Annotated in this window: 21 protein-coding genes; 11 read left to right on the forward strand and 10 right to left on the reverse strand. The window is 45.6% G+C overall.

What is annotated here, in order from left to right; all coding sequences use genetic code 11:
* Positions 1-236: 236 nt before the first annotated feature.
* From L6421_RS08495 to L6421_RS08520, 6 genes are all read right to left on the reverse strand, one after another.
* The gene (locus L6421_RS08495; RefSeq protein ID WP_237261356.1) at positions 237-920 is read right to left on the reverse strand and encodes a class I SAM-dependent methyltransferase; all 684 of its coding nucleotides are present in this window, start codon (positions 918-920) and stop codon (positions 237-239) included.
* 53 nt (positions 921-973) lie between these two features.
* Complete coding sequence (locus L6421_RS08500) at positions 974-4,633, reverse strand: UvrD-helicase domain-containing protein (protein ID WP_237261358.1); 3,660 nt, start codon at positions 4,631-4,633, stop codon at positions 974-976.
* Positions 4,633-7,530, reverse strand: coding sequence for a PD-(D/E)XK nuclease family protein (locus L6421_RS08505; RefSeq protein WP_237261360.1), 2,898 nt, complete (start codon positions 7,528-7,530; stop codon positions 4,633-4,635). Before L6421_RS08505 ends, L6421_RS08500 begins: the two co-directional genes overlap by 1 nt.
* Positions 7,531-7,576: 46 nt before the next feature.
* Positions 7,577-8,080 carry an RDD family protein gene (locus L6421_RS08510; RefSeq protein WP_237261362.1) on the reverse strand — a complete coding sequence of 168 codons (504 nt, stop codon included), beginning with the start codon at positions 8,078-8,080 and terminating at the stop codon, positions 7,577-7,579.
* Between the two features lie 45 nt (positions 8,081-8,125).
* A complete protein-coding gene (locus L6421_RS08515) occupies positions 8,126-8,923 on the reverse strand; it encodes a M48 family metallopeptidase (protein WP_237261363.1) in 798 nt (265 codons plus the stop codon).
* Positions 8,924-9,133: 210 nt separating this feature from the next.
* Complete coding sequence (locus tag L6421_RS08520) at positions 9,134-10,351, reverse strand: EAL and HDOD domain-containing protein (RefSeq protein WP_237261366.1); 1,218 nt, start codon at positions 10,349-10,351, stop codon at positions 9,134-9,136.
* 268 nt (positions 10,352-10,619) lie between these two features.
* Here L6421_RS08520 and L6421_RS08525 point away from each other — a divergent pair, with 268 nt between their 5' ends.
* The 6 genes from L6421_RS08525 to L6421_RS08550 all read left to right on the forward strand — a co-directional run bounded on the left by L6421_RS08525 (position 10,620) and on the right by L6421_RS08550 (position 14,584).
* Entirely contained in the window at positions 10,620-11,516 is an 897-nt protein-coding gene (locus L6421_RS08525; RefSeq protein WP_237261368.1) for an RluA family pseudouridine synthase, read from the forward strand.
* Positions 11,517-11,556: 40 nt separating this feature from the next.
* Entirely contained in the window at positions 11,557-12,000 is a 444-nt protein-coding gene (locus L6421_RS08530) for an HIRAN domain-containing protein (RefSeq protein ID WP_237261370.1), read from the forward strand.
* A gap of 88 nt (positions 12,001-12,088) precedes the next feature.
* The gene (locus L6421_RS08535) at positions 12,089-12,970 is read left to right on the forward strand and encodes a 3'-5' exonuclease (RefSeq protein WP_237261372.1); all 882 of its coding nucleotides are present in this window, start codon (positions 12,089-12,091) and stop codon (positions 12,968-12,970) included.
* 45 nt (positions 12,971-13,015) lie between these two features.
* Positions 13,016-13,651 (forward strand): trimeric intracellular cation channel family protein, encoded by a 636-nt coding sequence (locus L6421_RS08540; protein WP_237261374.1) that lies wholly within the window; start codon positions 13,016-13,018, stop codon positions 13,649-13,651.
* A 116-nt stretch (positions 13,652-13,767) separates the two neighbouring features.
* Positions 13,768-14,235: an HAD family hydrolase gene (locus L6421_RS08545; protein ID WP_237261376.1), complete on the forward strand. Its 468-nt coding sequence runs from the start codon at positions 13,768-13,770 to the stop codon at positions 14,233-14,235.
* Between the two features lie 70 nt (positions 14,236-14,305).
* A complete protein-coding gene (locus L6421_RS08550; protein ID WP_237261378.1) occupies positions 14,306-14,584 on the forward strand; it encodes a hypothetical protein in 279 nt (92 codons plus the stop codon).
* A 125-nt stretch (positions 14,585-14,709) separates the two neighbouring features.
* Here the strand turns inward: L6421_RS08550 and ggt are convergent, their stop codons facing one another.
* Genes ggt through L6421_RS08565 form a run of 3 tightly spaced genes read right to left on the reverse strand, consistent with a single transcriptional unit; the run spans position 14,710 to position 19,191 of the window.
* Complete coding sequence (gene ggt, locus L6421_RS08555) at positions 14,710-16,497, reverse strand: gamma-glutamyltransferase (RefSeq protein WP_237261380.1); 1,788 nt, start codon at positions 16,495-16,497, stop codon at positions 14,710-14,712.
* 57 nt (positions 16,498-16,554) lie between these two features.
* Positions 16,555-18,561: a M48 family metallopeptidase gene (locus tag L6421_RS08560; protein WP_237261382.1), complete on the reverse strand. Its 2,007-nt coding sequence runs from the start codon at positions 18,559-18,561 to the stop codon at positions 16,555-16,557.
* 33 nt (positions 18,562-18,594) lie between these two features.
* On the reverse strand, positions 18,595-19,191 hold the full coding sequence (locus L6421_RS08565) for a LemA family protein (protein ID WP_237261384.1): 597 nt from the start codon (positions 19,189-19,191) through the stop codon (positions 18,595-18,597).
* Between the two features lie 239 nt (positions 19,192-19,430).
* Between L6421_RS08565 and L6421_RS08570 the strand changes: the two genes are divergently transcribed.
* Both L6421_RS08570 and L6421_RS08575 read left to right on the forward strand, forming a co-directional pair.
* The gene (locus L6421_RS08570) at positions 19,431-20,063 is read left to right on the forward strand and encodes a lipid-binding SYLF domain-containing protein (RefSeq protein WP_237261386.1); all 633 of its coding nucleotides are present in this window, start codon (positions 19,431-19,433) and stop codon (positions 20,061-20,063) included.
* 147 nt (positions 20,064-20,210) lie between these two features.
* On the forward strand, positions 20,211-20,552 hold the full coding sequence (locus L6421_RS08575; protein ID WP_237261388.1) for a DUF3392 family protein: 342 nt from the start codon (positions 20,211-20,213) through the stop codon (positions 20,550-20,552).
* 100 nt (positions 20,553-20,652) lie between these two features.
* On the opposite strand, the gene L6421_RS08580 is transcribed toward L6421_RS08575, so the two are convergent.
* Positions 20,653-20,931, reverse strand: a complete 279-nt coding sequence (locus L6421_RS08580) for a peptidylprolyl isomerase (RefSeq protein ID WP_311195275.1) — start codon at positions 20,929-20,931, stop codon at positions 20,653-20,655.
* Positions 20,932-21,088: 157 nt separating this feature from the next.
* Between L6421_RS08580 and L6421_RS08585 the strand changes: the two genes are divergently transcribed.
* From L6421_RS08585 to L6421_RS08595, 3 genes are all read left to right on the forward strand, one after another.
* Positions 21,089-22,153: a hydroxymethylglutaryl-coenzyme A reductase family protein gene (locus L6421_RS08585; protein WP_237261389.1), complete on the forward strand. Its 1,065-nt coding sequence runs from the start codon at positions 21,089-21,091 to the stop codon at positions 22,151-22,153.
* 11 nt (positions 22,154-22,164) lie between these two features.
* Positions 22,165-23,217: a type 2 isopentenyl-diphosphate Delta-isomerase gene (fni, locus tag L6421_RS08590; protein WP_237261391.1), complete on the forward strand. Its 1,053-nt coding sequence runs from the start codon at positions 22,165-22,167 to the stop codon at positions 23,215-23,217.
* 78 nt (positions 23,218-23,295) lie between these two features.
* On the forward strand, positions 23,296-24,465 hold the full coding sequence (locus tag L6421_RS08595; protein WP_237261392.1) for a hydroxymethylglutaryl-CoA synthase: 1,170 nt from the start codon (positions 23,296-23,298) through the stop codon (positions 24,463-24,465).
* Positions 24,466-24,528: the final 63 nt, after the last annotated feature.

Raw genomic sequence — 24,528 nt, forward strand, 5'->3', positions numbered from 1 at the left:
GAAGTTTCAGTGAACAAGTTTAGAACTTGCCAATTTTTGGAGTGGGGTGCCTTTTCTTTGCTTCCTTTCTTTGGGCAAACAAAGGAAGGAAGGGGAAGCCTAAAAATAGATATTAAAGGTATATAAATATCTGTAAAGGCTTCTCAACAGATAAGAGTAAATTAAACCTTAAAACTCAATTTACCAGGCCTGATAGGCCCTCTTTCTAGCCATGTCTTGTAAGCTTAAGGTAAAAGCTATTTCTCAACCACAATACGAACAAACCGCCCATCACGTTGTGGGGTGTTTTCTATGAGTTTAAAGCCCGCCGATTTGAGCATAAACACGATATCATCAGCATGATAACGGTTATGCTCTAAGAAGTGTTCGAACACATCCTCCAATTCATCACGCGACAAATCGTTGTTCCATAACTCCGCATCCGGGTATTTATGGGTTAAATAATCCGCCAAAGGCTGACGTACCAGATCGATAATGCAAAAACGCCCGCCTGGTTTTAGCCACTTGTAAACCGCTTTAAACATGTTCACAGGCTGGGGTAGTTCATGCACCAACATATTCGCCATTACCGTAGCGACCTTACCGTTTTCGATATGAGCACCAGGCTCATTCAAATCATCTTTCAACATACGGGCGTTGTCAGGTAATGAGATTTGGGCGGCCAACATGTATTCCGCAGCATCAATCCCGATAGCCGTATTGTCCGGATAACGAATCGCCAGGTCTTCAATAAATTGGCCGATCCCGGCACCTAAATCCACCAGGTAGTCACCTTTAGAAATGACCACTCCCATTTGCGCGTTCCAAAACTCCCAGAAATCGATATCGTGGCGACGGGCATAGGTTTGGGTAATCATTGTACGGGCGTGCTCTGCGTTTCCGCCGTGGTGGCGTAAAATTTGTGCTTGGGTTTTTTCCATAATCTGTCTCTTTTATTACTGTCTTTGAATTAAAAGCGAATTCCATTTAGCGTTTAATTTAACTCATGCCAAATATCTAAATAACTGAAATAGAGCACCCATTTTTGTGGGCGGCTTTCAATTTGTTCAAATAATTGGCCGTATCTTTGCAACTGCGGCTGATATTTCTCAACCTGCCTTTGTATAAATGTGCGGCTGTCTTTATCGTCACTCACACTGGTTTTGTAATCCACAATCCAACGAACCCCTTCGTCATCCACAAACGTACGGTCAACGATGTGGTTGGCAACCCCCTCTTCTTCAATCGAAGTCAGCGGATATTCGACCGCTGAATGCGCCAAGGTGTTTTGCAACGCCCAACGCACTGTTGAATTATTTAGGCCATTGAAAATAGACTGTTTCACACGACTTAACGCTTCTGGCAATTCGCTTTCCGGCAAACCTTGTTGGAGCAACCAAAGTTCATAAATCGGCCATCGCTCTTGCAGTTTGGACTCGTCCCAAGTTTCAATACCATCAAGCACTATCTGTTCAAAAATGGCGTGAACCAAGTTACCTACAGTCGTATTCAGCAAGGCGTTTTGTTGACTGAACACCAGGCCTGGAGGGTTTGATTGCCCGTTGTCCGTTGCTGATTGATCAAACTCATTATCAAGGGTTATTTGGCCTGGTTTGGCTTTTGCAACCGGTGACGGCACAGTGAACAAAGGCGGAGGACTAAAGCTGGCAAAGCCTTGGCGTTGCATTGGCAAGCGGCTGACTTTAGGCCATGGCATTTCGGTTTCTTCGCCGCCACTATCCTGCGGGTCATAAGCCTTAGCCAGTTCATCAAACTCTTTTTGTACGTAAGGCCACATGCTTTCCAACAGGCTGTCTTTGGTTGGCGTGACTTTACAATCATCCTTTTCAATCTGTTTTTCAGTCGGCTTATAGTTTACCTGGGCAAACAAATGCAACCGATTCTTGGCTCGTGTAGCCGCCACATACAGCAACCGTCCCAATTCATAGCGCTGCTTTTCCGCCTCGAACCCTTTGAGTAAAGTGCGTAAGCTCGAGGTCGCCTGACCTTTACGGTCAAGCGGTGCAATCACCAATTGCTCTTCACCGTTTTGTGCTAGAAATTGAAACCAGGAAACCAATTCGGCGTCATCACTACGCGGTTTTTTACCCAGGCCAGGTAGGATGACCGTATCAAATTCCAAACCTTTGGATTTGTGCATGGTCATCAACTCGATACGTTGGCTGTCCGGGTCGCTGTCGGGGCGTGCAAATAGGGTTTCCATCTGTTTTTCGAGCTGTTTGATATCGAGAATTTCAGTTTCGCTATTGGCCAATGTTTGACAAAACACATCGACGTTTTCCAATGCCAACCGGTTTTCAACACTTTGCGGGCCATCCAACTGCAACCAGGTTTCGCGAACCAAATCGGCAAACGACAAGCTACCCAATCTTTTTACCGCATTTTCGAGAATCGGCAAGGCTCTAGAGAAACGGGTTTCCCCAACATCTGAAAGCTTCTCGAAACTGGAAACACAACAAGGCTTCCGGCAGTTTTTTTGTTCCTCGTCATCCCTATTTTTGGCCTTACATTCACAATAATGCAACGCATGCCAAACCGTATTAAAAGGCTGTTCACCAATCAGAAGATAAATATCCTTTAAATCCAAACCAATCAAAGGCGAACGCAGCAAAGCAATCCACGCCGCTTTGTCGGCCAAATGCAGTAAGGCACGACTCAACGCCAAAACATCTTGCACCTCTTGGCGGTCAGCCAGGTTTTCCAAATCCACCGCTCTAAAGCCGATGTTCTGCTGTTTCAACAGTTGGGCAATCCCCATCAAACTGGAACGGGTGCGCCCCAAGATGGCGATTTTTTTGATTTTAGCCTTAACATCGGATGCTTTTTGCTCGGCCGCCAGCTCTGCCAAACGTTGTTGAATCACCGCCAGGATTTGTTGCGCCTCTTCTGCCGGCGATTGATTCAAAGCCCAGTGCGTGCTGACCGCCAGATTATTATCGTTAGAGAACGCCGTAGAATCGCTGTAACTTACCGCCCCAGTCTCTTTGTCATCTTGGCCTGGCAATATCTGTTTAAAGGCATCATTAACCCAATTGACCACTCCGGCGGTAGAGCGGAAGTTGACCTGTAGATTGAGCTGCTTCAAACGCACCGAGCCCAACTGACCTTGCCAAGCCTCTAAGAAATTGCCCACCTCGGCTTCACGAAAGCGGTAGATAGACTGCATAGGATCTCCCACCAAAAACAGCGTGCGGCCGTCATCGGGTTGCCAGCCGGCAATCAGCTGTTTCAACAACTTGTACTGTTCGCTACTGGTATCTTGAAACTCATCCACCAATAGATGTTGGATTTGGTAGTCGAGTTGTTGCGCCAAATCGGTCGGCTCCAACTCGCTACCCAACGCCTGGCTGGCCGCTTGCGCTATTTCAATATAATCGGCTTGCCCGGTTTGCTGGAATACCAGTTTTAAAAAGCCGGCACTGAGGGTTAACAGCTGAATCAACCACTGCAGATCTTGCCATTGTTCATCGGTGTAATCCGGTTGCGGCAAATTTTTCAAAGTCACCAGGCCTGGTAACACCTCGGAATGACTGGCGGCGGCAACTCTTACTTGTTCCAACACGGCTAAAAATCGGTCTTTCTGCTCTTTAGCCTCACCTTTTCCTGCCGGAAAACCGTTGTTTTTAGTCACCGTTTTACGCACTTCGTTTTGATTGGTTAATAACCAGTCAGCCAACACCCGCCATTTTTCGGTTTCACTGGTGTCTTCGGCAATCGGCCAGGCGCCACATAATATGGCTAACTGCGGCTGGTCGTTTTGCACCGCATATTCGGCGATGCTGCAAACTTCTTCAAAAGCTGGTTTCAGATAATAGAGTGCGCCAAGCTGTTCTGCCAACACCTTGTTGACGATCTCTTGCAGCGCCTGTTCCAGCACCTCACGCGCGGCTTCGCCTTGATATTGGATCAAGGTACGCATCCATTGATCACGTTTGGCGAGCATATTCATCAATAACGATTCGGCACGACCAAAACGGCCATTCACCAAGCGCAACAGACGACCGACCGGCTCCTCAAGTTGTGGCATTTTAAGCACTTGGCGCACCGCCTCTTGATAGGCCGGGGTCGCATCTTGCAGCAGCTGCGACTGGCCGCCCATTTTGGAGAGCAACGGCATCTGCCCCACCAAATAGCTGTTTAAACCGTCGATGGTTTTGATACGCAAACGGTTCGGGTTTTTCAACAATGACCACCCCTGTTCCTGGTCACGTTGTAACGCTTTGCGAGCCAATTTCCAGGTGTTGCTTTCCACCAAATTGGCATTATCCGCGAGCGGTTTTTCCCCCAACATCAAAGCTTCGACAATACGCTCACGCATCTCAGCAGCCGCTTTTTTGGTAAAGGTCATCGCCACAATCTGCTCAGGCGAGTTCACTTGTGACAACAATGCCAAGAAACGTTGCGCCAATAAGGAGGTTTTTCCCGAACCCGCAGGGGCTTGCACAATGAAAGAGTGGTGCGGATACACACCTTGAAAACGAGCCAAACCATCGGGTAAAGTCTCATCCGCTTGCAGTCCGAAGTGTTGCTCTAAAAAATGGTTATTCATGCCTGCATGACTTTCTACCAGGCCTGGTTGGTTTGCTGAATCAGCTATTGAGAACAGGGAACCTTGTTGCATCGTTGGTGACATTATTGCGCGCCCTCTTGTTCTTCATACAAATTTTCAATATCTTTGCGCTGCTGCAATACCTCGGGGACTCGTAATGCCAAATGGCCCGCCGCGTAGTCGATATCCGCCAAAGCATTGAAGGACATCTGCGCTTGTCCTTGCTGGATTTGGCTAGCCAGTTCCCTCACTTGCTGTTTTAAACTTTGCAAAAAATCGATCCAGGTGGTTTGGTAATAATCACCGCCCTCCTTTTCGGCCATTTTGGCAAACACCTGAATGCTCCGCTGTTTGAACAGCACCTCCTCTTCCTCGACAATCGCGCTGATTTTCACGCCATCATCGGAGTGCAATAAAGCGTAACCGATTCCGGCGACATCTTCACTGATCGCCTCTAAATACACCGCCAATTGCGGTGCGGCCAACGGCGTTTTAAGTAAACTATTAATCGAGGCTTTTCCGGTTTTGTAATCCAAAATCACCTTTTGGCCATCCACTTCGTCCACACGGTCAATAATCACTTTAAAATCTATGCCCGCCAAGGTAACGGTGTGGGCTTTCTCACGCTCAACCACCTTAAAGCTACTGCGCTGTGTTTCCAGCTCCAGCCACTGTAAACACAATTCCAAAATACGTTTGTGCTCTACCTCTAAAATGCCTTGGGCCAAACTGGCTTGCAGGCTTGCAAAGGCGTTTTCAATATGTGCATTAAGTTTATCCACAACTTCTTCATGACTTAATCTCAATAGCGCCACTTGGGTTTTCACCTCGAGCCAAAAATGCTCCAACACTTGGTGAATCAAGGTTCCCTGATTGGTATTTTGCAAACTGTCTTCAACTTGCTGGAAACCGTATTTCGCCCCCAAACGATAATCCACATAAGCCATCAACGGACACAGGCTTTGCGCTTGCAGGATACCGGTTCCACCGGGGGCTTGTTGGCCTAGCGGAATTTCCGCGCCCTGCCAATCCTCTTCCCAAACGATGGGGTTTTGCGGGTCTCTTAAAGCAAACAGCGCTTCGGCCAAGGTTCGATAAGCCGTTGGTTGATACAAAGCTACCTGTTCGGGGAACTGCTTATGATTGGGCAATATCGAACTCGGTAGCAAAGTCGCCTCGCCCGATTGCTGTGGATAACTCCAAATAACTTGGTTAGCGGAGAGTAATAATCGTTGACTGATTTGCATGGCATAGCTCAACTCACGGTTGGCGTCACTGCGAGGCAAATGGTATTGACGTTGCAAATTCATCGGAATAAACGGATTAGGACTAGGCATTCTCGGCCAAGCTTCGTTGGTCAACCCCATTATCCACAAAGCATCAAATTCTTGACCACCGGCCTCGAGCATACCCATGATTTGAATCGGTTGATGCCCCACACTCTGCGGTTGATGCACCAGTTCACTCAGGTAACGTTTCAATAAACTCAGCCACTTGCTGTAAGTTTGCTTGCCGCCGATATCCGCCAGTTTGGAGAACTCGACCAAGGCGTTTTCAAACGCCGTTTTCTGTTGAAACTCTTCCGATTGCAAGGTGCGGTTGCCCGGCCAACCCAAAGCGTCCAAAACCGACCAGGCCTGTTCAATAAAATCGGACAAACCAACCGATGCGCTTTGTCGTTCCTTATTGGCAATCGCTTTCAATGCCTTATGCAGCGATTGCGGCAAACTGTTGGCGGCGTTGCTTTCCAGCAGATTCGGCCACAACACATTGGCCCACTGCAGGCGTCTGAATTCGGCGTCTGCCTGCTGTCTTTGAGTGAAATCGCCCAAGGTATAAGGCGATATCAGCCACTGACTCCAGTTTTGATAACTGGTGGACTTTTGCGGCTGTAAGAACAGCTGCAGAGTTTGCCAGGCGTTTTCAATAATCGGCAATGAAAACAGCGGTTCGCCTAGAGAGAGGTTATAGAGTTTGTGATGGCTATTGACGCCATTCAACTGCGAGTGAAGCTGATTCAAGCCATTGAGATAGAGCTGTTCATCCAGACATTGGCTTAAGGCGGTTTTATAGTCGGCCACATTGGGAGCGACCACCGCGACCTTGATCAGTTCAATCGGCTTATGTTGCAACTGTTCCGCCACCTGCTGAATCGCCCAATTGCTCACCTGTTGTACTTCATCAAACAAGTCTTGAGCCGCATAACAACTCAGCCCACCAGCAGGCAGTTGCATCGTTTGGTTCGCCCCGACCTCACTCATATCTGTGTCGACATCCACCTTGCACCCCATGGATTCAACCGTTTGTCTCCATGTCTGGATATGCGGGGAAAGATCATCAAAACCGTGCAAACAGAAACGCTGTGGCAACTGGGATTGACCAATTTTTTGGTCATTCAACCAGGTTAGACGTTGCTGGGCTTGCAAGGCGTCATCTTGCCAACTTTTGCTTTTTAGACAAGCCAAATAGCGTTGCAACACCGCAATAAACAGACGAGCTTCATCAGACAACAGGCTTTGTTGCTGCCAACTCTGCGGCAACCACTCCGCACTTAATGACCAGGCCTGGTAGAGTTGTTTGGCGGTGGTATGCACATTCAACAATGCAATGGCTTGTGCCTGAAAACCATTGTCGTTGTCGCTTGCAGATTCTTGTTGTCCTGTTTGCTCCAAACGGCTATCCAGCTCGTCTTGCAGACACTGCTCCCACAACCATTGCGCCTCAAAACCATTCAAGACTTTCTTGCGCAGTTCATCCGCCGGCAAATCACCCGCAAACAACGCATTGTTTTGCCAAAGCTGCCACCACTGTTTCAAGGTCATTACCCGAGGGGTCTGAATCACATTCTGTCCGGATGACAAAATCGCATGCTCTTTAATCACAGCGGTCAAACGACTGTTAGCCGTAATATGGATAGTTTGCAAGTTTGTGGAATCCGCAGTTTGCGTTTCAGCGTTTGACGTAATGGGTGTATTGGACATAGAGTAAGATGCTCGAATCAAAGATTATTTTTATAAACAGGAAGGTTTATTTATTGACCACCAAAGTGGCAGCAATCATATCGTGCAGACCTTGCTTCTTTTCAGTAAAGGCCACCATAATAAAACCGATAAACAGCAACAAGGCAGACAGGATTTTACTGAAATAACGTGCACTCGCTCTTAAAAAACTGATGCGTCCACCGTTTAAATCGGTGACTTTCATGCCCAGCAGCGACTTGCCAAAAGTGCCTTGTTTAGACGAACTTTCCATGCCGGCATAATAGAACCAAGTGAGCATCAAGGTAATCAAATTACCCATTAAACTCACGCCCAGCATCGCAGTTTCATCCTCCGGATCCAAGCCTTTGAACGCTAAAAACACCCCCATGATAATCATCAAGACAAAACTCAATAACATCAGAATCAACCAGTCGATGATATAGGCGGCGACACGTTTCCAAAAACCACCATAAGTGACCGGCTTGGTTTGAATGGCGGTTTGGATGGTGTTTTCGTTGGCGGTTTCATTGGCAATTTGATTGTCTTGCATATCCAGCTTCCTTAAAAAATGACTTAAAAAGGTGTATTTAAATGATTACGCTAAAAAATCGATCCAGGCACGTCCATGCTGTTTAATGACTTTTTTTGCACCTGGCGTTTGCGGGTAATGTTTTTGCACTAAATCCCAAAAGGCTTTGGAGTGATTGGCGTGCACTAGATGGGCGAGTTCATGCACAATCACATAATCAATCACCCATTCAGGGGCTTGCAGCAAACGCCAGTTGAATTGGATGCGCCCATCGGAATAGCAGCTTCCCCAACGAGATTTATACCCTTTAACGGTCACCGAGCGGAATTTCACGGCCATCTTCTCGGCATAAAAATCCAGCTTAGGAAGAAAATAACTTTGCGCTTGCCGTTTAAACAACTGCTCAAGCGCCTGGCGACTGTGTTGCTGTTTTTGTGGCTCGCTTAAAGCGGGGTTCAAATAGACATGCGCCTTGAAGCTTGTTTCACATAAATCGATTAGGGGGTCTTTAGCCGTCAAGCTTTCAGAGCTTGGAGCCAACTCGACATCTAACCAGCTAAGCATATAGTTTTGCCCAAACAGCATAAAGCTTTCGCCATGCAATCCCTTGAATATTTCAGGAGCATTGGCCATAAAAACATCAATGCGTTTAGCTAACCACAACTGGTTTTGCTGTAGGACTTGATTCAAGCGTTTCGTGGAAATCGATTGGGGCACAGCCAAAACCAAAACGCCGTTATGCTGCTTTACCGCAATGTTTTTTCTGCGCGCCGAACGCACAATCGGCAAATGGTGATGACCGATGGTGTAATGACTGGCTTGCGGCTGTGCTGTGTGCAAACCGGATAATAGCTGATTAAACATGACTCACCTCAGCCTTTCTCGCTGCAAGATCGACAACCCACAAAAACATCCCCCGCATAAACCTAAATTCAAAGTCTGTTAAATGAAAAACGCCCTGTTTTAATCAAGCAGAGCGTTCTCTATAAAATTCTCGATATTTAAATAGAACATCCATTCTGTAGACCAGAATTGGACATTTATAGCAGCGTAACGCCCTGGTAAACAAGAACGTTAAGCGGCTTCTAACCCCGCCATGGTTTTATAAGCCCAGCTGTTGGCATTCATATAAGCCGATGAAACTTGCATGATATCCATACCGCTGTTCATCACATTTGAGTTCCCCTGTTCTAAGGAACGCACCACAAAAAGCGCCTTACCCATATCTCCAGACTGATCGACTAAAGCATCCTTAACAACCTGAGAAAGCGGCAACTGATCGACGATGTCAATCATAGAAGCTTTTAGAAAGGCATTGAGTGTTGAGAACATGCCGGTCATAAAGTAACGGTCTTTGTCGGTGCTTTTACCTTGCTTATCGGCTAACACCTCCATGAATTTGGCACGAACCAAAGCCGTGGTCAACAGCTCTTTTGGAACATCATTGATTTCGGACAACATCATCATGTTCACCCAAAATTTCAAACGCTTTAAGCCCATGAAATTGACGGCGTCTTTTAAGGTTTCGACCACTTGCGGGATATTATTACTTGGATGATTGATAACACTTAACAACTTGTGCGTTAAACCGACGTCCGAACCGATTGTTTCCACAATTTTGTCGAACGCCACATCAGGGTCATTGACTTCGGCCAACAACTTCAACATCGCCAGTTTATTGCCGGAAAGTTCTTTTTCACCGGAAATAATCGGATTGGTAAAGAAGTACCCTTGGAATAGGGAAGCGCCACTGAGGGCATAATCAGCGAACTGCTCTTCCGTTTCAATCCCACTGATTATGGTTTGAATGTTTTGCATTTTCAACGCACTCACCAAAACTTTAGCCTCACCCGCACTAAAATCATGCACATCCAACTTAACAAGGGAGGCAATATTGAGGAGTTTTTTGTATGCATCTGAGTTTTCATAACCCAATAAAACCACCTTGGCACCAGTTTTGATAATCTCTTTTAAGGCTTCCAAAGCGGGCTTGTTTTTCAGTAGCGACAAATCCACCTCGACCAGCATCGATGACATGGATTCAACCTTAGGTAACCACTCTACTTTTAGGACTTCTAATGGCGCATGGAAATAGACTTCTTTATTATCGGTTAATCCACTCATACCATCATGCTCGGCGACTCGATCACAAAACGCCTGCATGACACTTTCCCATTCAACTGTAGATGGATCAGCATCATTCACCAATTCCAACGACAGGTGATAACCGTTTAATGCCTGATTCACATCGAGTACAGGTTGTTTATTCAAGAAAAGTTGAGCTTGTTGCATTGTGTAAAGTTCCCCAATTAAGGCACTGAGCAGTGTATTTTCAAGCGCTCTTACTGACAAGCTTGCTTAAAATGACCACCCCTAATTTCTACATAAAAATTAACCAATAATGATTATGCATTATAGAAATATAATTACAAAGGGAAAGGCTAAATTTGCGAAAATATTGAAACTAATTTGCCGTTTTCTTGATGTCTGTTAAAAATCAATCAGATAGCCTAAAACAAACCTACCCACCCAAATGATTCAGCTTTGATAAACTATAGTCATGACAAATCAACCCGACCACGCTTGCCAACATTTTAAAATCACCAGCCCTGGTGAGATTAACGCTTTGGATTTATTAGCCAGCCACAGCGGTTTAAGTAAACAGCTATTGAAAGACTATGCCCAAAAAGGCGCGGTATGGATTGAGCGAACCCTTTCTTCACAAAAGAGTAAACCGGAACGCTTACGACGCTTAAAGAAAGAGGTGCCCGCTGGACAGGTTTTAGATTTTTATTACAATCCGCTACTGTTGGAGCAACAACCTCAAGCGCCTACTTTGATAGCCGATTTTGAGAGTTATTCGGTATGGATCAAGCCCAGAGGAATGTTATCCCAAGGGAGCAAGTGGGCGGATCATACGGCGCTTTATCGTTGGATAGAAATGCATTACCAGCCCAACAACCAACTCCGCCAGGCCTGGATAGTCCACCGTCTGGATCGGGCAACCCATGGATTAATGTTGATTGCCCACAGTAAAAAAATGGCCAACAGCTTAAGCCGAGCGTTTGAAAACAACCAGGTGCATAAGGTCTACCAAGCAATGGTGTGGGGACATTACCCAGCCGACCCCCAAACCATTCGGCACCCTATTGACGATAAGCCTGCGGTTAGCCATGTTTCACGACTTAACTATGACGCCAAGCAAAATATCTCTCACCTACAGATAGCCATTGAAACCGGGCGAAAACATCAAATCCGTAGCCATTTATCAGCAAGCGGCTATCCGATTGTTGGCGACCGGTTATATGGAGAGTTGGAAAAAGACCATCAGCTTTGTCCCATGCCGGACTTACAGCTCACGGCTTACCAATTGTGTTTACAATGTCCGATTGACGATAAGCAAAAATGTTTCACACTGCAAGACAATCAACTGGATTTAATCGTCCTAAACGAATAAGACTTCATCGTCTTGAAAAGTGGGGTTTATGAGAAGAAGCGTGCAATTCCCAATTAAGGGCACATTTTATTATGCTGCGGATATGGCGATAGAGCTATCGCTGCTCGCTATTGATGAGACCTTGCGTTTTCAACTCGAACCAGAAAACCCTTACGATGAAAATGCCGTGCAAATATGGCTTCCCAAAGCCGTTCATGCCTACATTAAGAACCATTCAAAACAAGAGATGACACACGGCCTATTACTCGGTTATGTACCGCGAAGCCTTGCCCCTAAAATCGCTTCTCACGTTCAACATCCAGAGTCGTTAGACTTAAGAATCAAGCATTACGCCAAGCATGGCAAACAGATTGAGATTGACTGCTTAGTCACCATTGACCAGGCCTGGTTGAATTATTTAAGCTTGTTGATTCACAGCAAATTCATTAGCCAAATCGAGCGTTTTAAACGTTTCAAACAAAGAACCTGGAATAAAAGCACCTAGTTAACGAGCATTTATGCACAAGTTTTGCATTTGTTGTTAAAATCGCCATTAATCGATTTTTAGTCATCCAACCAGCAAAGTAACGAATATGATGCCATCAGCAGAACAACAAGCCTGTATAGACCAACTGACTCAATCCGGAAATTTTCAGGTACTGCACAAACTCCACCCCCTAAGCGAGTTCAATCCACCTTCTACCCAGCAAACCCACAAGGTTTGCATTATCGATACCGAAACCACCGGTCTAGACACCGATGTGTGTGAAATCATCGAGCTGGGTTATCAAATTGTTGAATTTGATTCGGCTGGCCATTTTTACCGAGTATTGAGTGCACAAAACTACCTTAACGAACCCAAAGGGGAAATTACCGCTGAAGTGACTCAGGTAACCGGCCTGACCTTTGAAGATGTTCAAGGCCATACCATCCCTTGGGAAAAAGTCGAAGCGGAAATTGCCGAAGTTCAACTGTGTGTGGCGCACAATGCGGGATTTGACCGTCCGGTGTTAGAACGCTATAGCGATATGTTTATGGATAAGATTTGGGGCTGTTCCGTTGCTCAAATTGACTGGCTAAAGCTAGCGCATGTCGGCTCGAAAAGCCAGGAGTTTTTATGCTGGAAAGTCGGCCAGTTTTTCTATGGTGCACACCGTGCTTTGGACGATGTTCAGGCTTTAACACAATTGCTATCCTGCCAAATCTCCGACCAGAAAGTACCGGCTTTTAGTTTTTTACTCAGTGCGGTACGTCAAAGCAAATCGCTTATTAAAGCCACTGGCGCACCGTTTGATATTAAAGATGCGTTGCGCTCAAGGGGTTATCGCTGGAATGTTGGGGAACGTGTATGGCAAACCGTTCTTGATGATTCAAAATTACAGGATGAATTGGCGTGGTTGATTGACAACAACACCCCCAATCCAAATGTAATTAAATTGAAAGCGACCGATAGCTTTTCGGTGAGAGCTAGGTAAACTAGGACACTACGGCCACCAGGTTATAAATTAAAGAAAACCATCATGACACTCCACCCAACAACAGAACTTCTAAACAGCCTTTATTGGATAACCCTCTTTGCGGTTATCGTTTCTTCGGCGTCGGGGGTATTGAAAGCGGGATTCCGTCAATATGACCTGTTTGGTGTCATCATTATCGGCATCACCACCGGTTTAGGAGGTGGTTCCTTAAGAGATATGTTGTTGGGTAGAGACGCCTTCTGGATTGTCGACCAAGCGTTCTTTATCGCCTCTTTGGGTAGCGCCATCATTATGTTTATTCTGGCAAGAAACATCACCATTTCGCCACGTTTCTTCTTGATTCCCGATGCGGCGGGTTTGGCGACATTCAGTGTAGCGGGAACCCTAGCCTCATTGATGCTTGGCGCACCGTGGCTGGTTGCCAGCTTCATGGGGGTCATGACCGGCATTATGGGCGGGATTTTTCGCGACATTCTCTGCAACGCCTCTCCGGTTGTCTTCCAAAGCCCTTTATATGGCACCGTTTCATGGTTGGGTTCGTTATTCTTCATTGGCTTATTACAGCTTGATATCGATGCCACCATAGCCGCCATTTCCACCGGTATCGTTATATTTGTCAGCCGACTCCTCGCGCTGCATTTCGACATCAGTTTACCTAAGTTCCGCTTTAAAGGTTAATTCCCTTTTATCGGCGAATTTCAATCATTTCTTGGGCAAACGAACGCATATGAAAACCACTCTGCGAAAGTCTACATAAGACAAGCACAACACAAAACGAACACAAGGAAAATACTTTGATTATTGAAATCCCAGGTCGTGAAACCCTTGATATCCAGCATATTATTTTTGACTATAACGGCACCATTGCCTTGGATGGTAAGGTGATTGATGGCGTTACCGATAAAATCCAACAATTGGCAGGCCTGGTCGATTTCCATGTTGTCACCGCGGATACTTATGGCACGGCTGAAAAAGAGTTGCTAGGCGTTGCCTGCAAGGTAATCAACCTGGCAAACTCCCCCCATTTCAAAAGTAAAACCGTGTATTTGGCCTCTTTGGGTGCAGAACATACCCTAAGTGTAGGCAATGGTTTTAATGATAAAGAGCTGCTTAAACAGAGTAGAATTGGAGTGGCTTTGATTCAAGACGAGGGACTTTGCATTGACACTTTGATTGCGGCAGACATTGTTTGTAAATCGGTTATGGATGTATTCGCCTATATTGAAAAACCGAATCGCCTCAAAGCCACTTTAAGGGTTTAGTCGGCTAGCAAAAGGCAATAAGGCTCAATACCCCACCCAACTCGTAATCGCCATAAACAGAGAGACTAAAATGAAAAACTTCTTCAAAACTTTATTTAAACCACTATTAAACCTGTTTGAGCAAGGTGATGATGCCTACAACTATCGCCCTTCCCATCGAAAAATCTTGGCCGTTATGGGTGTGCTGTTTTTAATCATCGCGGCGGTAGCACTCTATTTCGGCATGGCAACGGGCGTAACCGAAGCCTTGCTCCCGGTTGTACTGTTTGCTGCAATTGGTGTGGTTTGCCTTATTGTCGCATGGCTAGGCAGTGATAGAGCGGTAGCGAAAATATGGCGCAACCGCTGATTTGAAGGGCGGCCACTGTAATGCGGAGTTGACACAAAACGGATTGGGAATCCGTTTTTTCCACCGATTAAAGCTTGGCAGAGGCCTGGTAATTTTACATTAAAAATCGTGTTTTGAGATTGCGCTTAAGGTCGCGATGTTGGTGTATCAACCTCAAACACCCAAGCAACCCCTTCACCACGATTATCTGAAGCCGCTTGCCAAGCTTTATCGGTATTTACCAGCAGTTGCACATCACCCATATAGTTGTTCTTTTTAAGTGAGTACCCCATCAACTCCAGCTCTTGTTTGACCTGATCAGGCAAATCCGGATTATAGGCAATCAGATCTTTCGGTAACAGCTGGTGATGCACTCGTGGTGCGTCTACCGCTTGCTGGGCACTCATCCGCTCCTCAACCACATTCACGATGGTTTGAAAAACCGAGGTAATAATCGTTGAACCACCAGGGGTTCCCACCACCATTTGTACTTGGCCATCTTTTAATAAAATGGTTGGCGACATGGAGGACAACATTCGTTTCCGGGGAGCGATCGCATTTGCTTGCCCCCCGACAACACCAAACACATTGGCCACCCCTGGCTTGGTACTGAAGTCATCCATCTCATCATTCATCAAAAAACCAGCACCTTCAATCACCACACCGCTGCCAAACGGCATATTTAAGGTATAGGTATTGGAAACCGCATTGCCTTGGGCATCCACAATCGAAAAATGGGTTGTCTCAGGCAGTTCAATTTTTCCAGGCTTAATCAGCTCAGATTCTGAAATCTCATCCAACAAAACACCCTGGCCGCGTTCTCTCAAATACTCATCAGAAATCAGCTTATCGACTGGAACATCGATGAAATCCGGATCACCCAGAAAATGCGCTCTATCCGCGTAAACGCGTTTTTCCAGCTCGGCATAAAAATGGGTTTTAATGGTTGTTTCGGACAATCCCGATTTTCTAGCTTGCAACAGCGCTTTATCCAACTTATCCACAAGTTGTTGTTTCATCTTTAACAGCTGCACAATGGCGATTCCGCCAGAACTAGGTGGCGGCGCTGAAACCACCTGATAGCCAAGCCACTCGCCCACAACCGGCTTGCGCCACTTGGCTTGATAGCCAGCCAAATCTTGCAAGGTAATCAAGCCATCATGCTTTTGCAACTGCTTGACCATCATTTTTGCGGTTTCACCTAGGTAGAAATCTTCCGCCCCCTGCTTGGCAATGCGTTTTAAGGTTTTTGCCAACTCTGGTTGCTTTAAAACCTGCCCTACTTTCAGCCCACCAAAATAGCTTTCAAAATTCAATGGTGTGGAGGATTTATCGGCGATCCACCGTTTAAACCATTGTGAGCGATCCGCTAACTGCGACGAGACTTCAAAGCCGTTTTGCGCCAACTCGATTGCAGGTTGTAAAAGGGTTTGCCAAGCAAGAGAGGCGAAACGTTGATGCACTTGCCACAACCCCATCACCGTTCCAGGCACTCCAGAGGCTTGATAGCCTACCAGCGACTTATACGGGATCACTTGGTTGTTGTCATCTAAATACATGTCCTGGCTCGCGGCCAATGGGGCTTGTTCTCGATAATCTAGAAAATGGACGTTCAAAGCATTGTTTTCAGCGTCTTTATCCGTTGGTGAATTCGGTACAACTATCTTTGGGGTATACAAAGTCATAAAGCCACCGCCACCCAAATTACCCGCTTCAGGATAGGTAACCGCCAACACAAAAGCCGATGCCACCGCCGCATCTACGGCATTGCCGCCCTGTTGTAATATTTGTTTGGCGACCTGCGCACTGTATTTGTCGGGCATGGCTACTGCGGCATAATGAGCATAATGAACATTAGCCCAAACAGAGCTGAAACCGGTGGATGCCAGCAATAAAGCGGTCATAATCAGACGTTGTAATTTGAATAAATTCATCGATGTTCACTCATTGGAGATAGAGGTTAATTGCCTGTGATGTTTGAGCAATGAAAACTAAAGACTAAGACGGGGAATCGGTGCATTCATTGTGGCGGCGATGGCTAGAACCAACTCTTTTTCAACCGAGTTGACCTTACCGTCATGTTCAACACAAAGCACCAAGGCTTCAACAATTTTCTGTTTTAAAGGCTCTGAACAATATAGGAGCTTTTCGGTCGCGGTTTTAAATAGGTTTTGCTGTGATGCCGTGACATCAATACGTTGTAGGTTTTGTAACCCCAGCTTTTCAACCGCCCTGTTAAAGGCCAAATCCATACTCAAATTGAGTCCATACTTAGATTCCTGCTTAGAATCCTTGATGTCATTTCCATAATAAACCAATGCCGAGAAAATCAATTGAAGCTCAATCGCGACTTGTTTCGCCTTTCTATAACGCACACGTTGTTGTGATGCCAAACCGAAGTGGACATCCAAATAACGAGTAACCAATTGAAACACACTCTGTTCAAAGATACTTTGCTGGTGATCCAAATCCATCACCTGTTGCAACAAGCCTTTGAATTGCAGGTATTGATTATCAGAAAGAGTCTTCAAAGCCGGCATGGTCAACTCGACTAAAGGCAACCTATTGGATAAATCGGTAGATAATAACAAGCTGACCTGCTGACTCACCATTTTATCTAACCCGGTAATCTCACTGCTGGCTAACAACCTTTTCCAGTCGGAATCGGCTTGCAGGGTTTCGGGCTCCTCACAAATCAAAATGGCCAAAACCAATGCCATCGCTTCCATGGGGTCTTTGGATTTATCAATCAACTCCAACAACACCTTTTGGGATTTTTGACTGAGCTGCTCGACCATCACCCCTGCCGCCATCAACATGGCCAAAGGCTCGGGAAGTTTATCGGCCAGCGCATTGAGCGGATGATTCACCTGTCCGGCTAGACTTGTTGAAGCCTCCATTTTTTCAGCCGAACTCGGCTGTGACGTTACCTGTGGCTTAAGATATTGGCCATCCCAACTAGGTTGAATCCTTAAAATCCGCATCTCAACCGGCGGATGGGTCGCAAACAAAAACGCCAATCGTGTATGAAACGCTTGCCCAAAAAATAGATGTGCCACTTCACTGACATCGGTATTTTTCAAACGAGAGCTTTCCGTCACCCCTCCGATGACTTTCAAGGCATCTGCAATGGCCGTTGGATCACGAGTGAATTGCACCGATGATGCATCCGCTAAAAACTCACGTTGCCGACTCACCGCAGCTTGAATCATATTGCCGAACAACACCCCAAACCAACCGATTAGACGCAAAGCGATTCCCGCTAAAACAATCGCACCATTGCCTTTACCTTTACTGCGTGAAGAACGAGAAGAGCTGGAACGACTACTGGATGTCAAGATACGCCCCAACAAGCCAATAAACTCGATGCCATAGAGCAACATAATGATTCGTAAATTCAAGCGCATATCACCATTGAGAATGTGACTAAACTCATGACCGACAACCCCCTGGAGTTGGCTACGGCTCAATTTATCGATGCAACCTTGCGTTAAACCGATGACCGCATCTTGCGGGGATAGTCCGGCAGCAAAAGCATTAATTGCCGACTCTTTTCTTAACACGAACACTTCCGGCACAGGCATCCCTGAAGCAATCGCCATCTCTTCGACCACATTGAGCGCTTTACGTTCATTGATGTTATCGGAATTGGGCGACAACTTGACACCCCCTAACGCGCTGGCGATGACCGCGCCACCTTTGGATAAATGACGACTTTTGACAAAAGAGCTGATTAAGGCTCCGCCGATAACAAAAGCACCCGTTGCGAATAAGGTAGGTAAACTTTGGGGAGAGAAAAGTAAGTAGTGCCAATCTAAGGTGATATGGTTAGCGGTGAAAAACGGCAGTAACAACATCAAGACCAGAGTGCTCAACAGCGTCAACACCATCAGTATCAAGATATACAACAACACCAAATATTTGGTTTTCTTTTTGGCGTTGTCCTGCGCAGAATAGAAATTCATAGACTCAAGATTCAACCGACCAAGTTGGGTCATCAAAACGACCCGACCAGGTAGGTTGAAAGACCTTTAAAACTGAACTTTAGGCGCTTGTTGAATGGCTTGACGGTCTTCAAACTCAAGCATTTGAGCATCAACGGGATGACCGAACATCGCTGCAAAAACCGTTTGCGGAAAACTTTGGCGATAGGTGTTATACCCCATGACCGCATCATTGAACGCCTGGCGGGCGAACGCCACTTTATTTTCCGTTGAGGTAAGTTCTTCGGTCAGTTGCATCATGTTTTGATTGGTTTTCAAATCCGGATAAGCTTCCATAACCATATTGAATCGAGACATGGCACCACCCAAGATACCTTCTGCATTTGAGAGTTTACCCATGATTTGCGCATCACCAGGATTAGCGGCGGCGGCTTTAAGCAAGCTAGACGCTTCGTTACGAGCGGCAATCACGGCTTCCAAGGTTTCACGTTCATGGGCCATCGCTTTTTTGGCGACTTCAATCAGATTGGGAATCAAATCATAACGACGTTTCAACTGCACATCGATTTGGGCAAACGCATTTTCAAAACGATTCTTTAACGCCACCAAGGTGTTGAAGATATTGATTAAATAAAGAACAAACAGCACAACGATGACTAAAAAAACAATAGTTCCAGTACTCACAAAAACCTCCTCCGCTTTCTGAGATAGAAATACCTAACAAACTTATTTTACACATAAAATTCGCTTTTTTAGCAGTGTTTTTAAATAATGACTGCCTCCTAAGACAAGGCTGTAAAACCATTGAAGCGAACCCATCATCTTCATTATTTTTTCACAATTAAAGTTCAACCAGAGTACATTTATGATTAAAATGAGATTACTTTGACAAGCAATCTATTAAACAAGGACGGGATGTCACCATGCTTAAAGGTCTATTTCAAAAAACGGCTATATTAACCTTAGCCTTATCAAGCCTAGCTTTTTTCTCAATGCACAGTTATGCCGATGATGAATACAGCGAATCCGAAGCGCAAATGACTCAGGATGTATCGGACGCCGAATTTGAACAAACCATTGCCGCATTCCAAAAAGCCCCGCAGTCTGCAGCTTTTTTTGATCACTCTTACGGTTATGCCGTCTTTCCAACAATCGGCAAGGTTGGTTTTGTCATTGGTGGAGCCTATGGTAAAGGACGAGTCTACGAACAAGGGCGCTTTTCAGGCAATGTTGAAATGACCCAGGCAACCATCGGATTTCAATTAGGCGGCCAAGCCTTTAGTCAGATTATCTTCTTTCAAGACCAACGCGCTTATGATGAATTCACCAGCGGTAATTTCGAATTTGGAGCACAAGCTTCAGCAATCGTCATTACCGCCGGAGCCAATGCCGAAGCCTCAACCAAAGGGACTTCCGCTTCAGCCAATGCCGGCAATAAATATGTAAAAGCCGATGGCCAATACTATAAAGGGATGGCCGTATTCAGTTTGGCGAAAGGTGGATTGATGTATGAAGCCACTCTAGGTGGACAAAAATTCAACTTTTACCCTAATTAAATCCCCCACAACCTCTTTGAATCAAGAGTCGGTTAAAGCGATTTAACAGGCTCTTTTTTATGAAACCAAGCGTTTTGAATGAGCCACACTTGAGCCACACTTAAGCCATTCAAAACCCTTAAACTAGAACAGCAAGGCAAATAATCGATGGATATTTTAGGTTGGTTAAATGATATTTTGTTACATGTTTCAGCTTGGATGAAAGGCTATTTAAACCAAATCGTACTGTCAATGGTAGCGACTTTACTGGTCATCTACGGCGACAATATTTTGAAAATGGTAAAACAGCAAATTGGTAGCTTGAAAATCTTTTTGCGTATTACCCTGTTTGTCGCTTTCTGTGCCTTTGGCTTCAGCTTTATCACTTCGATTGCCGCGCCATTTTTAAGCAACTGGCTAGCTCAAGCAAATGCGCCCTTATTGCCTTTTATCATCGTGCTGATTTATTACCTACTCGGCTATTTAGCGCAACGTAAAGGCATGTTGTGATAATTTGGACTATTTTATCGAGTCGATAAACTAAAAAACCCGATTGACCAGGCCAGGTCAATCGGGTTTTTTAGTAAACGTTTTAACGAGTTACCACAACTTAACTGCGGCTAGTAACCTCTAGCAAATGATAACCAAACTGGGTTTTAACCGGGCCTTCTACCGAACCGACTTCTGCACTGAAAACCACTTTATCGAATTCCGGAACCATCATTCCTGGACCAAACTGACCTAAATCACCACCATTTGCACCAGATGGACATTTAGAGTTGACCTTAGCCACATCCGCAAAATCCGCTCCATTAGCAATTTGATCTTTTAATTGGTTACATTGTTCTTCTGTATCAACCAGAATATGACGAGCCGTTGCTAAAGCCATAATTAAGTTCCTTTTTTAATTTTCAAAAAACGCATTTCAACGCGATTAAACTTCAATATAGGGTCTAAATTTTAAGATTCAAGTTTTCAATGGATTTTGATGAGGTTTTTTAGAATTTTCCTGCCCGTACGTAGGGTTGCTCATTTATAATATCGCCATGACTACACAAACAGAAAACCTTACACAAAAATTCGCCTCTATCCCGATGCAGGCAGTTGGTCCATTTAAACTGATCGGTGACGTCGAAGTTGACGATTTAATGGTTCCGATGGCGACCTATGAAACCCCGCTGTGGCCTTCCGTTGCTCGTGGAGCACGTGTCGCTGTACACTCTGGCGGCATTCGTGTTACCGTGGTAGACGAACGCATGACCCGTTCTGTTTTACTGCAAGCCCCTAATGCTGGGATTGCGGCTTTAAGGTTGAAGCAGATTCAGGCGGAACATGACGAACTACAAAAAGTGGTTTCTCAAACCAGTCGTTTTGCCAAACTGATTGATACCCATTATCAGGTAGTGGGCAATTTAATCTATCTGCGCCTTGAGTTTCATACCGGCGATGCCTCCGGCCACAACATGGTGACCAATGCGGCCGACAAGCTGTTGCCTTGGCTACTTGAGCGTTATAACGATTTACAATATGTCTCCATCTCGGCTAACTACTGCACCGACAAAAAAGTCTCTGCTGTTAACGGCATTTTAGGGCGAGGTAAATATGTCGTCTGTGAAACGACCATCCCAAGAAAATTCTGTAAACGTTTTCTGAAAACCACGCCAGAAGCCTTGGTTGATTTACACATCAAAAAAGATCTGATTGGCAGTATCGTCTCCGGTGGCTTGCGCAGTGCAAACGCCCATGTTGCCAATATGCTACTTGGATTTTATTTAGCCACAGGCCAAGATGCCGCCAATATCGTGGAAGGCTCGCAGGCGATAAACCACGCCGAAGTCACACCTGAAGGCGATTTATATTTCTCCAGCACGCTTCCCAACTTGATTGTAGGTACGGTCGGCAACGGCAAAGGCCTGGATTTCGTATTGGAAAACCTCACCTTACTTGGCTGCGCAAATAACGATGCCCAACCAGGTGAAAATGCACGCCGTCTAGCTTGTATTGCTGGTGCTACCGCTTTTTGTGGCGAACTTTCCCTTCTTGCCGCACAAACCAATCCGGGCGAATTGATGGAAGCACACATCAAACTCGAACGTGCGCATAACGTTTGATGGTTTGAATAATGAGTCATATCAATTCATCTCCCCTGGCAAACTTGGCCAAACAGGTTACCGATAGAAAACAGGATCATATCGATGCGGTGCTCAACGACCCGTTGGTTGAACGTAACACCCAGGGGTTTGAAAACATCAGACTCATGCACCGTGCCCTGCCCGAGTGTGACTTTGCAAACATCGACACCACAACAACTTTTCTCGGAAAATCGATACGATTCCCTTTTCTCATCGCCTCCATGACGGGAGGGGCATCCCAAAACTTAGGCGACATCAATCGCCATCTGGCGGAAGCCGCACAAGCGTGTAATGTGCCCATGGCGGTAGGTTCACAAAGAGCGATGATTGTGGATGAAGCCGCCAAACAGAGTTTTGCGATTCGCAAATTTGCACCAGACGTGCCTTTAATCGCCAATCTGGGAGCGGTCCAACTAAATTATGGTTTTGGGGTAGATGAGGCTCGTCGTGCAATCGATGTTTTACAGGCCGATGCACTCTATCTTCACCTAAACCCTTTGCAAGAAGTCATTCAACCTGAAGGTGACACCAACTTTGCCCGATTAGCTGAAAAAATCCACCTCTTAGCCGAACAGATTGACGTCCCCATCATTCTCAAGGAAGTGGGTTCCGGGCTATCACCGCAAGACATTGAACTGGGTTTAGCGGCTGGCATAACGCTTTTTGACCTTGCCGGACGAGGAGGAACCTCTTGGAGCCGTATCGAAGCCCACCGTTCAGACAATGATCTAGGGATTTTATTCCAAGACTGGGGTCTGACCACCGTTGAGAGTTTAAGATTGAGCGAACCTTATCAGGAAAAAGCTCAGTTTATTGCCAGTGGTGGAATACGAAACGGAATTGATATGATAAAAGCTGTTATAATGGGCGGTCGATTGTGCGGAGTAGCGGCGCCTTTGCTTGCGCCCGCCCAAGAATCAACTGAACAAGTTGTGGCTAGAATCGAACAATTTAAGCAAGAGTTCCAAACCGCGCAATTCTTGCTTGGCATCAAAGATATCGATGCACTACACTTAAACACCGCTTTGATTGCCCCTCTTTAAAAGGTAAAAAAATCAAAGATGATTTACAACCCATTATTCAACATGAATAACAGAACTAGAACGAATCCACTTTAGATTATGAAAGTAGGCATTGATTTAATCCATTTCGCTACAGCAGATTATTATTTAGGTTTAGATACCTTTGCTGCTGAAAAGCACATAGATGTTGAAAAATTCACCATTGGAATCGGTCAGGAAAGGATGTCAATCGCTCCGCCTGATGAAGATGTGGTTAGTTTAGCGGCCAAAGCCGCTGCGCCATTATTGGAGCAGATTAACGCTAACGAAATTAGCGCCGTGTTGTTTGCCACTGAAACCGGTGTTGATCAATCCAAGTCAGCCGGTGTTTTCCTACATGGTCTATTAGGTTTATCCAACCGTTGTCGAGTGATTGAGTTTAAACACGCCTGTTATGCTGGTGCGGCGGCCTTACAAATGGCCACGACCATGGTGCGCGCCAATCCTAAAGAAAAAATTCTGGTCATTGCCGCTGATATTGCAAAATATGACATTGATACCTCTGGCGAGGCGACTCAAGGTTGTGGAGCGGTCGCGATGTTGATTACCGAGTCGCCACGTATTATTGAAATCGAACCGGGTTCAGGTTTTTATACCGATGACGTGATGGATTTTTGGCGTCCCAACCATAGAACAACGGCACTGGTTGATGGAAAATATTCAACCAAAGTCTATCTAAACAGTTTAAAGCATGCTTGGGAGCACTTTACCGAGCAAACCGGTCGTACGTTTAATGATATTGATTATTTCTGCTATCACATTCCGTTTACCAAAATGGCCGAAAAAGCACATAAAACCTTAGTGAAAAAGGTGGGGGCAAAACTCACCCAAGCGCAGTTTGACGCTCAAACCTTGCCTAGCCAACTGTACAACCGTATCGTTGGGAATAGCTACAGTGCATCACTTTTTGTTGGTTTTATCTCTTTACTCGACAACAGCCTGCAGAACTTGGAAGGTAAACGCATCAGCTTCTTTAGTTATGGTTCAGGATGTGTTGCCGAGTTCTTTACCGGCATAATGCAACCAGGCTACCAAAAAGTGTTAATGACCGCCGATCACCGAAAACAGATCGATCAGCGTCAACCATTAAGCTATCAAGCCTATTTGGATTTTTACCATAAAACCGACTGCACTTTAGAAAATGTGGTTTTCCCTTTAAATAATAAAGGGCCATATCGTTTAGCCGGTATAGAAGACCATAAACGTTATTACGAAAAAACCAACCACTAATCGCTTTTCATTTAAATGGTTTGAACCCAGCTCTAAGCTGAATTAGGTCAATTGGCTCAATTA

Source organism: Thiomicrorhabdus immobilis, from assembly GCF_021654855.1.
GTDB lineage: Bacteria > Pseudomonadota > Gammaproteobacteria > Thiomicrospirales > Thiomicrospiraceae > Thiomicrorhabdus > Thiomicrorhabdus immobilis.

Bases quoted from the DNA above. Each gene is read 5' to 3' on its own strand.
- L6421_RS08500 (WP_237261358.1), bottom strand. From the start codon at position 4,633: ATGTCACCAACGATGCAACAAGGTTCCCTGTTCTCAATAGCTGATTCA.
- L6421_RS08575 (WP_237261388.1), top strand. From the start codon at position 20,211: ATGGATATTTTAGGTTGGTTAAATGATATTTTGTTACATGTTTCAGCT.
- fni (WP_237261391.1), top strand. From the start codon at position 22,165: ATGAGTCATATCAATTCATCTCCCCTGGCAAACTTGGCCAAACAGGTT.
- L6421_RS08550 (WP_237261378.1), top strand. From the start codon at position 14,306: ATGAAAAACTTCTTCAAAACTTTATTTAAACCACTATTAAACCTGTTT.
- L6421_RS08570 (WP_237261386.1), top strand. From the start codon at position 19,431: ATGCTTAAAGGTCTATTTCAAAAAACGGCTATATTAACCTTAGCCTTA.
- L6421_RS08520 (WP_237261366.1), bottom strand. From the start codon at position 10,351: ATGCAACAAGCTCAACTTTTCTTGAATAAACAACCTGTACTCGATGTG.
- L6421_RS08560 (WP_237261382.1), bottom strand. From the start codon at position 18,561: ATGACCCAACTTGGTCGGTTGAATCTTGAGTCTATGAATTTCTATTCT.
- L6421_RS08535 (WP_237261372.1), top strand. From the start codon at position 12,089: ATGATGCCATCAGCAGAACAACAAGCCTGTATAGACCAACTGACTCAA.
- L6421_RS08580 (WP_311195275.1), bottom strand. From the start codon at position 20,931: ATGGCTTTAGCAACGGCTCGTCATATTCTGGTTGATACAGAAGAACAA.
- L6421_RS08510 (WP_237261362.1), bottom strand. From the start codon at position 8,080: ATGCAAGACAATCAAATTGCCAATGAAACCGCCAACGAAAACACCATC.
- L6421_RS08525 (WP_237261368.1), top strand. From the start codon at position 10,620: ATGACAAATCAACCCGACCACGCTTGCCAACATTTTAAAATCACCAGC.
- ggt (WP_237261380.1), bottom strand. From the start codon at position 16,497: ATGAATTTATTCAAATTACAACGTCTGATTATGACCGCTTTATTGCTG.
- L6421_RS08515 (WP_237261363.1), bottom strand. From the start codon at position 8,923: ATGTTTAATCAGCTATTATCCGGTTTGCACACAGCACAGCCGCAAGCC.
- L6421_RS08495 (WP_237261356.1), bottom strand. From the start codon at position 920: ATGGAAAAAACCCAAGCACAAATTTTACGCCACCACGGCGGAAACGCA.
- L6421_RS08595 (WP_237261392.1), top strand. From the start codon at position 23,296: ATGAAAGTAGGCATTGATTTAATCCATTTCGCTACAGCAGATTATTAT.
- L6421_RS08540 (WP_237261374.1), top strand. From the start codon at position 13,016: ATGACACTCCACCCAACAACAGAACTTCTAAACAGCCTTTATTGGATA.
- L6421_RS08505 (WP_237261360.1), bottom strand. From the start codon at position 7,530: ATGTCCAATACACCCATTACGTCAAACGCTGAAACGCAAACTGCGGAT.
- L6421_RS08585 (WP_237261389.1), top strand. From the start codon at position 21,089: ATGACTACACAAACAGAAAACCTTACACAAAAATTCGCCTCTATCCCG.